7 protein-coding genes and 1 rRNA gene are annotated in these 7,958 nt (G+C 53.9%); 6 read left to right on the top strand and 2 right to left on the bottom strand.

What is annotated here, in order from left to right; genetic code table 11:
* Nucleotides 1-249 precede the first annotated feature (249 nt).
* The 5 genes from rrf (at nucleotide 250) to yjfF (ending at nucleotide 5,279) form a co-directional block, all read left to right on the top strand.
* Nucleotides 250-365, top strand: a 5S ribosomal RNA gene (rrf, locus tag J5224_RS22695).
* A gap of 368 nt (nucleotides 366-733) precedes the next feature.
* Nucleotides 734-1,690 (top strand): galactofuranose ABC transporter, galactofuranose-binding protein YtfQ, encoded by a 957-nt coding sequence (gene ytfQ / locus J5224_RS22690; RefSeq protein ID WP_222158910.1) that lies wholly within the window; start codon nucleotides 734-736, stop codon nucleotides 1,688-1,690.
* Between the two features lie 109 nt (nucleotides 1,691-1,799).
* Nucleotides 1,800-3,326, top strand: coding sequence for a galactofuranose ABC transporter, ATP-binding protein YtfR (ytfR, locus tag J5224_RS22685; protein ID WP_264627511.1), 1,527 nt, complete (start codon nucleotides 1,800-1,802; stop codon nucleotides 3,324-3,326).
* Complete coding sequence (gene ytfT, locus J5224_RS22680) at nucleotides 3,307-4,317, top strand: galactofuranose ABC transporter, ATP-binding protein YtfT (protein WP_264627510.1); 1,011 nt, start codon at nucleotides 3,307-3,309, stop codon at nucleotides 4,315-4,317. The genes ytfR and ytfT overlap by 20 nt, the downstream gene beginning before the upstream one ends.
* Nucleotides 4,317-5,279, top strand: coding sequence for a galactofuranose ABC transporter, permease protein YjfF (gene yjfF / locus J5224_RS22675; RefSeq protein ID WP_264627509.1), 963 nt, complete (start codon nucleotides 4,317-4,319; stop codon nucleotides 5,277-5,279). The genes ytfT and yjfF overlap by 1 nt, the downstream gene beginning before the upstream one ends.
* 14 nt (nucleotides 5,280-5,293) lie before the next feature.
* On the opposite strand, the gene hdfR is transcribed toward yjfF, so the two are convergent.
* The gene (hdfR, locus tag J5224_RS22670) at nucleotides 5,294-6,118 is read right to left on the bottom strand and encodes an HTH-type transcriptional regulator HdfR (protein ID WP_264627508.1); all 825 of its coding nucleotides are present in this window, start codon (nucleotides 6,116-6,118) and stop codon (nucleotides 5,294-5,296) included.
* Nucleotides 6,119-6,238: 120 nt separating this feature from the next.
* On the opposite strand from hdfR, the gene J5224_RS22665 reads away from it, so the two are divergent.
* Nucleotides 6,239-6,577 carry a DUF413 domain-containing protein gene (locus J5224_RS22665; protein ID WP_264627507.1) on the top strand — a complete coding sequence of 113 codons (339 nt, stop codon included), beginning with the start codon at nucleotides 6,239-6,241 and terminating at the stop codon, nucleotides 6,575-6,577.
* A gap of 46 nt (nucleotides 6,578-6,623) precedes the next feature.
* On the opposite strand, the gene J5224_RS22660 is transcribed toward J5224_RS22665, so the two are convergent.
* Nucleotides 6,624-7,958: YifB family Mg chelatase-like AAA ATPase (locus tag J5224_RS22660; protein ID WP_264627506.1), on the bottom strand; the 1,335-nt coding region annotated here is incomplete at its 5' end.

The following is a 7,958-nucleotide window of genomic DNA, read 5'->3' as shown; positions in this document are numbered from 1 at the left end:
GCAGCGATGCATTGAGCTAACCAGTACTAATGACCTGTGAGGCTTAACCTTACAACGCCGAAGATGTTTTGGTGTTGGATTGAGAGAAATCGACAAAATCGTCTGGAACGATTTTGAACAGCGCGGAGCGCTGGCCCCGAAGGGGTGAGTATCAGGATGATACGAATAATCAGAACTCGTGAAGAGATTCAGCTTGTTTAACAGATTGGCATTCATGGCTGAAAAGCGGTGAGTGTGAAACAGAATATGCCTGGCGGCGATAGCGCGGTGGTCCCACCTGACCCCATGCCGAACTCAGAAGTGAAACGCCGTAGCGCCGATGGTAGTGTGGGGCTTCCCCATGTGAGAGTAGGGAACTGCCAGGCTTTTATCCAGCGAAGGGGCTGTCCGAAAGGACAGCCCTTTTTGCTGTGCATAGTTTTTGTGGTACAGCGTTTTTAGCGTAACGCGCAAATAATCCCATACTGTTTATATGCATTAATTTGCCCCTCCTCCTGTGGGTAAACGCCTGAAAATGGCTGAATGAATTAGCTGTAAACATGTACAAACCTATCGTAATACCAGGTTGTGAGCTTGCTCATCCCGCTTTGTCACTATTTCGACTAAAACAGATAAGCCCTGATAAAAAATGTCAGGTGCATGTCGTATCTCTGTACAACCTGCACGCATTGACGTGGGGTTAAAACCTGCAAACAAGCCAAAAAGCTGTCGGCTGCTCATAAAGGAGTAGATTATGTACAGGCGTTTACTGGTCGCAATGGCTGTCGCTACAGCATTATGTGGCGCAACACAAGCTTCGGCGCTCACCGTGGGATTTTCTCAAATCGGTTCCGAGTCGGGATGGCGCTCTGCTGAAACCAAAGTCGCTAAACAGGAAGCAGAAAAACGGGGTATCACCTTAAAAATCGCGGATGCACAACAGAAACAAGAGAACCAGATCAAAGCAGTAAGATCGTTTATTGCACAAGGCGTTGACGCCATTTTTATCGCCCCCGTGGTTGCAACGGGTTGGACGCCAGTCCTTCAGGAAGCCAAGGAAGCAAAAATACCGGTATTCCTGCTGGACCGTATGATCGATGTTAACGATCCCTCCTTGTATACCGCTGCGGTTGCTTCTGACAGCGTCTACGAAGGTAAGGTGGCTGCCGAATGGCTGCTGAAGGATGTAGCCGGTCAGCCCTGTAACGTTGTTGAGTTGCAAGGCACGGTTGGGTCGAGCGTCGCAATAAACCGCAAAAAAGGGTTTGTTGACGGCATCGCTGCTTCTCCGAATGTGAAGATCATCCGCTCGCAATCAGGCGATTTTACCCGCAGCAAGGGTAAAGAGGTGATGGAAAGCTTCATTAAAGCGGAGCAGAACGGCAAAAATATCTGCGCGGTTTATGCCCATAACGATGACATGGCGATCGGTGCCATTCAAGCCATTAAAGAGGCCGGATTAAAACCGGGCTCGCAAATTAAAGTGGTTTCTATCGATGCGGTTCCCGATATTTTTAAAGCAATGATCGATGGTGAAGCCAATGCTACCGTAGAGCTGACGCCAAATATGGCTGGCCCAGCATTTGATGCGTTAATTGCCTTGAAAAAAGAAGGGAAGCAGCCGCAGAAATTTATTCAGACTGAATCAAGATTATTATTGCCGGATACGGCGCAAGCGGAATACCAATCCAAAAAAGACCTCGGTTATTAAGCCTGATAACGATGGCGTGCAATGCGCCATCGTTACCTGATGTTTTAGGCGTAATCAATAAGGTTGTGTTTTGACCAACACCCAAACGCAAGTGGCATAGGTGAGTCTGATGGACACTGAATTGCTGTTGGACATCCAGGGAATGAGCGTCGAATTTCCTGGTATTAAAGCGTTGGATAGCGTCGATTTCACGCTACGCAAAGGGGAAATTGTTGCCCTGCTGGGTGAAAACGGTGCGGGAAAATCGACGCTGATAAAAGCATTGACCGGCGTTTATCGGCGTTCAGCAGGGGATATTTTTCTCGAAGGCAACGCTATCGATCCGTTAAACACCGCACACGCGCAAGCTTTAGGTATCGGTACCGTTTACCAGGAGGTCAACCTTTTACCCAATCTGTCGGTGGCGGCGAATTTGTTTTTGGGCCGGGAACCCTTGCGCTTCGGCATGATTGATCAGAAAGAGATGGCGCGGCTTGCCAGAGAAATTGTCGCCTACTACGGGTTACGGATAGATGTTACCGATCCTTTGGGCAACTACTCGATCGCCATTCAGCAGATCATTGCTATCGCTCGAGCGGTCGATCTCTCCGCCAAGGTGCTGATCCTTGATGAACCCACTGCCAGCCTGGATGCCAATGAGGTCGACATGCTGTTCGGCATTCTGTCCCATCTGCGTGAGCACGGCGTGGGCATGATTTTTGTTACCCATTTTCTCGATCAGGTTTATCGCCTGAGCGATCGCATCACCGTGTTGCGCAACGGCAAATTGGTGGGCAGTGAAATGACGGCGGCGTTGCCACGTATCGACCTGGTACAGATGATGCTGGGCCACAGTTTTGATGAATCACTCTTGAAGCGCTCAGCCCATGCGGCTGAAACCGGCGATCCGTTGGTCGAGTTCCGTGGCTATGGTCGCCGTAATATGGTTGATCCCTTTGATTTGTCGGTCGCGCCGGGCGAAATCGTCGGGCTGGCTGGATTGCTGGGATCGGGTCGCACAGAAACCGCACAGCTCGTCTTTGGCATTAAAACGCCGGATAGCGGTGAGGCGAAAGTAGATGGTCAGCCCGTCTCCATTCGTAGCCCACGCAAGGCGGGCAGGCTGGGTTTTGGGTATTGTCCTGAAGATCGCAAAACTGAAGGTATCGTCGGTTCCGCGACTGTGCGAGAGAACATTATTCTGGCGTTGCAGGCCCAGCGTGGGTGGCTACGTCCGCTGGCGTTAAAAGAGCAAACCCGCATTGCAGAAATGTTCATTGAGAGATTGGGGATACGCACGCCGGGCCCGGAACAGGAAATTCAGTATCTGTCTGGCGGCAACCAGCAAAAGGTGTTGCTCTCACGCTGGCTGGCGACAGAACCGCGTTTTCTCATTCTTGATGAGCCGACGCGTGGCATTGATGTCGGTGCCCATGCCGAAATCATTCGTTTGATCGAAAAACTGTGTGAGCGCGGTATGGCGCTGCTGGTTATCTCTTCTGAGTTGGAAGAGCTGACCGGTTATGCCGACCGTATCATTGTGTTGCGCGACAGAAAGCAGGTGGCACATCTGGCGCATCAGGAGATTTCCGTTGCTGCCGTGATGCAAGCCATTGCATTACAACCAGGAGGTGCGCATGACGGACAGCCATGTTAAATCCGAGCGTCGGGTGCGCTTCGGCGTCAGTAAAGGGCTACCACAGATTGCGGCGTTGGTGGTCATCCTGTTAATCGATAGCCTGGTAGCGCCCAATTTCTTTTCGCTGCATGTGCAAGATGGTCGTTTGTTCGGCAGCCTGATCGATATTCTTAATCGCGGCGCGCCGGTCGCATTGCTGGCCTTGGGCATGGCGCTGGTGATTGCTACCGGCGGTATTGATCTCTCGGTGGGGGCGGTGATGGCTATCGCCGGTGCCACGGCAGCGAGCCTGGCGGCGCAAGGCTATGCATTGCCGGTGATTTTACTGGCGGCAGTGCTCACCGGCGCAGTGTGCGGACTGTGGAATGGTTTTCTGGTCGCCGTGTTACAGATCCAGCCGATTGTGGCGACCTTGATGCTAATGGTGGCTGGTCGGGGTGTCGCACAGCTGATTACCGAAGGGCAGATTATTACCTTCGCACATCCTGCGCTGGCACATCTGGGTAGCGGCTCGCTGTTCTACCTGCCAATGCCAGTGATTATCGCGTGTGCCATGCTGCTTCTGCTCTGGTTACTGACGCGCAAAACCGCATTGGGCTTATTTATCGAAGCGGTGGGTATCAACGTGCGTTCGGCCAGAAATGCGGGCATCAGCACGCGCTTGATCCTGATTTCGGTCTATGTCATCTGCGGTGTTTGCGCAGCGGTGGCGGGGGTGATTATTACCGCCGATATCCGCGGTGCGGACGCAAACAATGCCGGTTTGTGGCTTGAACTGGATGCCATTCTGGCGGTGGTGATCGGCGGTGGATCGTTACTGGGCGGGCGGTTTAATCTGCTGCTTGCGGTGGTTGGGGCGTTGATTATTCAAAGTATGAATACCGGTATTCTGTTAGCAGGATACCGTCCTGAACTCAACCTGGTGCTCAAGGCGTTGGTGGTGTTGGCGGTGCTGATTATGCAGTCTCCACGCTTCTCGCTGCGTCGCCTGTTGCGGAGGCACGAATAATGCTCAAACGGAATATTCCGCTGTTGATTACGCTCGGGGTTTTTATCGTCGGCTATCTGTTTTGCTTGAGCCAGTTTCCGGGGTTTGCTTCCACGCGCGTGTTCTTCAACCTGCTGACGGATAATGCCTTTATCGGGATCGTCGCTGTCGGCATGACCTTTGTGATCCTCTCCGGTGGGATCGATCTCTCCGTCGGCTCGGTGATCGCGTTTACCGGCGTGCTGTTAGCCAAGCTGATTGGTACTTATGGTATGCATCCCGGCTATGCCATTGCGCTGGCGCTGGTGATGGGGGCGGCATTTGGTGCGCTGATGGGGTGGATAATCGATACCCTGAAACTGCCTGCGTTTATCATCACGCTGGCCGGTATGTTCTTTGTACGCGGCATGAGCTTTATTGTCTCTCAGGAGTCTATCCCGATTGAACACCCCGTGTATCAACAGCTTGCCGGATTAGCGTGGCGCATGCCCGGCGGTGGGCGCCTGACCTTTTTGGCGTTGATCATGCTGATGACGGTGATTGTTGGGATGGTCTTGGCGCACCGCACCTGTTTTGGCCATCGCGTTTATGCTATTGGCGGCAATATCACGTCAGCTGAGCTGATGGGGGTGCGGGTGAGAAAAACCACCATTCAGATCTATATGCTTTCCAGCACGCTGGCGGTGCTGTCTGGCATTGTGTTCTCGCTCTATACCTCCGCGGGTTATGCGCTGGCTGCGAGCGGCGTGGAGCTGGATGCGATTGCAGCCGTGGTGATTGGCGGTACGCTCTTGACCGGCGGCGTGGGCACGGTGCTGGGCACCTTCTTTGGGGTGCTGATTCAAGGGCTGATTCAAACCTATATCACCTTTGATGGCACGCTCAGCTCCTGGTGGACCAAGATCGTTATTGGCATCCTGCTGTTTGCCTTTATCGTCTTGCAGAAAGGGCTGAGTGCATTTTGGGTCGCTAAACGCGCCTGACGGCGCTACGCGGCTCATAACATGTCGGCAATAGGGGTTTTAAGCAGTTGACGGATTAACGCCTGCTGGTCGCTGTTTTGCAGCCAAACGGCATACAGCGGGCGGATCACTGGTGGCGTATTTTGCTGTATGTAAAGCAGTGGGTACGTTTTCTCCCAATGGCGTGGCAGAAAGGCACAGCCGCCGGTGGTCAGCAACAGCTGGCGCGTCAGGTGTGCGGAGGTGGTGGTCAGGATAGGAAGCTGCTCGTTACTCAATAGTCGCCCTTCATGTTGATGGAAATCTGCACCCCATTCCAATTTGATGAAAGGCCGTTCGGTCTGCTCCTCATCCTGTGTGGCGAACAGCGCCAGAGAGAAGTTTCCTAACAGATGACTGGTTAACTCTTCCATTTTGGGTTGCTCGGTGGTGATCAGCAGGTCCAATCGCCGTTCGTGTAACTGCTGCACCAGAGAGTGGCGTTGTGCAATGCGCGCTTCAAGCTGAAGCAGCGGGCGCTGCTGATACAACGTTTGCAGCCAGGGGGTCAGGTAGGATTCCCACAGCGATGCCGTCGCACCAATCGACAGCAACTGGTGCTGCTGCGAGCGTGCGACCTCTTTTTTGGCCAACTGCCAGGTGCCCATCAGACTCTCTGCGTAGGGCAACAACCGCTCGCCCGCCGGTGTCAGGCGAATATTATTGCGATGGCGAGTGAACAAATTTGCACCAAGTTGATTTTCTAATTGGCGGATACGAAAGCTGACCGCCGACTGGGTCAGATAGAGCGATTCTGCGGCGCGTCCAAAATGCCGCGTTCTGCTGACTTCCAGGAAGGTTTTCAGTAATTCGGTATCCACGTCCATCTCCAAAAAAAATTTGTCGTGATGATTTAAATGTTTTGTTTTACAGAATGTCAAGCCTATCTAATACTCCGCGCCATAAACAGCACGACCATAAAAGAATTAGGAGCGTGTAAGATGGCGGAAAGCTTCTCTACAACGAATCGTTTTTTTGATAATAAATCCTACCCACGCGGCTTCTCTCGTCACGGTGACTTCACCATTAAAGAAGCCCAGATGTTGGAGCGTTATGGCTACGCGCTGAATGAGCTTGACCTGGGTAAACGCCAACCGGCGACCGAGGAAGAGATTCAATTCGTCGCCATGTGCCGCGGTGAGCGTGATGCATCCACCGACATGGAAAAAACCTGGGCTAAATATGTTGCACGTATTCGTCGCCCGAAGCGTTTCCACACGCTGTCCGGCGGTAAGCCGCAGATGGATGCGGTGGAAGAATACACCGATAGCGACGATTAAGTTTTGCATTCACGGGGCCAATGGCCCCGTTTTTTATGTCGGTGCTTTACCCTAAATCGCGGTGCAAGCGGCGCAGTAACCTATCCATGCAGCGATAACTGATCGCTTCCGCCAAATGGTCGCGCTGGATATCGGGCTGTTGCGCCAGATCGGCGATGGTCCTGGCGACCTTCAAAATGCGGTGCCAGGCACGCACAGACAGCTCCAGCTTGGTCATTAACGCCTCCAGCCAGACAGCATCCTCTTCGTGCAAGCGGCAGTGAATATCCATTTCCGGTGGTGTCAGGTGCGCATTGATTTTCCCCGTTCGTGCCAGTTGCCTCTCTCGTGCCGCCAAGACGCGCGCTCGAACGTCGGCGCTGCGTTCTCCCTGTCGCCCCTGTTTGTGCAGTGTTCCAGGGGGCAGTAGCGGAACGTCAATCGACAGATCGAACCGGTCGAGAAACGGCCCGGAGAGTTTTCCCAGATAGCGCAGGATCTGCTGTACCGGCAATCGGTTATGGATACCTTGATAGTGCCCCGATGGGCTGGGGTTCATGGCGGCGACCAGTTGCACGCGGGCGGGATAGTTCACTTTAGCTCGCGTGCGAGAAATCACGATTTCACCGGCTTCTAAGGGTTCTCGCAGGGCATCCAGTACACGCCGCTCGAACTCGGGTAACTCATCGAGAAACAGGATGCCATTGTGCGCCAACGAGATCTCTCCCGGTTTTGGCAATCCACCACCGCCCACCAGTGCCGTCATGGATGCACTGTGGTGCGGTGCCCGAAAGGGGCGAGTGTGCCACAAGCTCAGTGTGGGATCTGTCGTGCTCACCAGGCTGTTAATGGCGGCCACCTCCAGCGCCTCTTCGTTGCTCAACGGCGGTAATAGTCCGGCGAGACGGCTCGCCAGCATGGTTTTTCCGGTGCCGGGTGGCCCCATCAGGAGCAGGTTGTGGCCTCCGGCGGCGGTGACTTCGAGCGCCCGTTTTCCCTGCTCTTGCCCAATGATGTCTGCCAGGTCCGGGTCGTTGTTGTGGACGGGTGCAGGAATTTCAATTGCCTGGCTGCTGGCTAACGGCTCAGCGCTGTGCAAAAAGGCGCACACCGCATTGAGGTGTTCTGCCAGTAGCACTTCACCATGCCCGATAAGTGCCATTTCCTGCTGATGATCCAGTGGCAAAATAAGCCGGCGGCCCGCCTTACCCGCCGCAATGGCTGCCGGGATCGCGCCGGTAACCGCACGCAGCGCCCCGGACAATCCCAATTCGCCCAGAAACTCATACTGCGCTAATGCCTTGCCACAAATCTGCTCTGAGGCGGCCAGAATCGATAGTGCGATGGGCAGATCGTAGCGCCCGCCCTCCTTGGGCAGATCCGCCGGGGCGAGATTGACGGT

It is taken from the genome of Candidatus Symbiopectobacterium sp. NZEC135, from assembly GCF_025962695.1.
The sequence above is the reverse complement of the archived record's forward strand: the minus strand, read 5'-3'. Positions and strand labels throughout refer to the sequence as shown.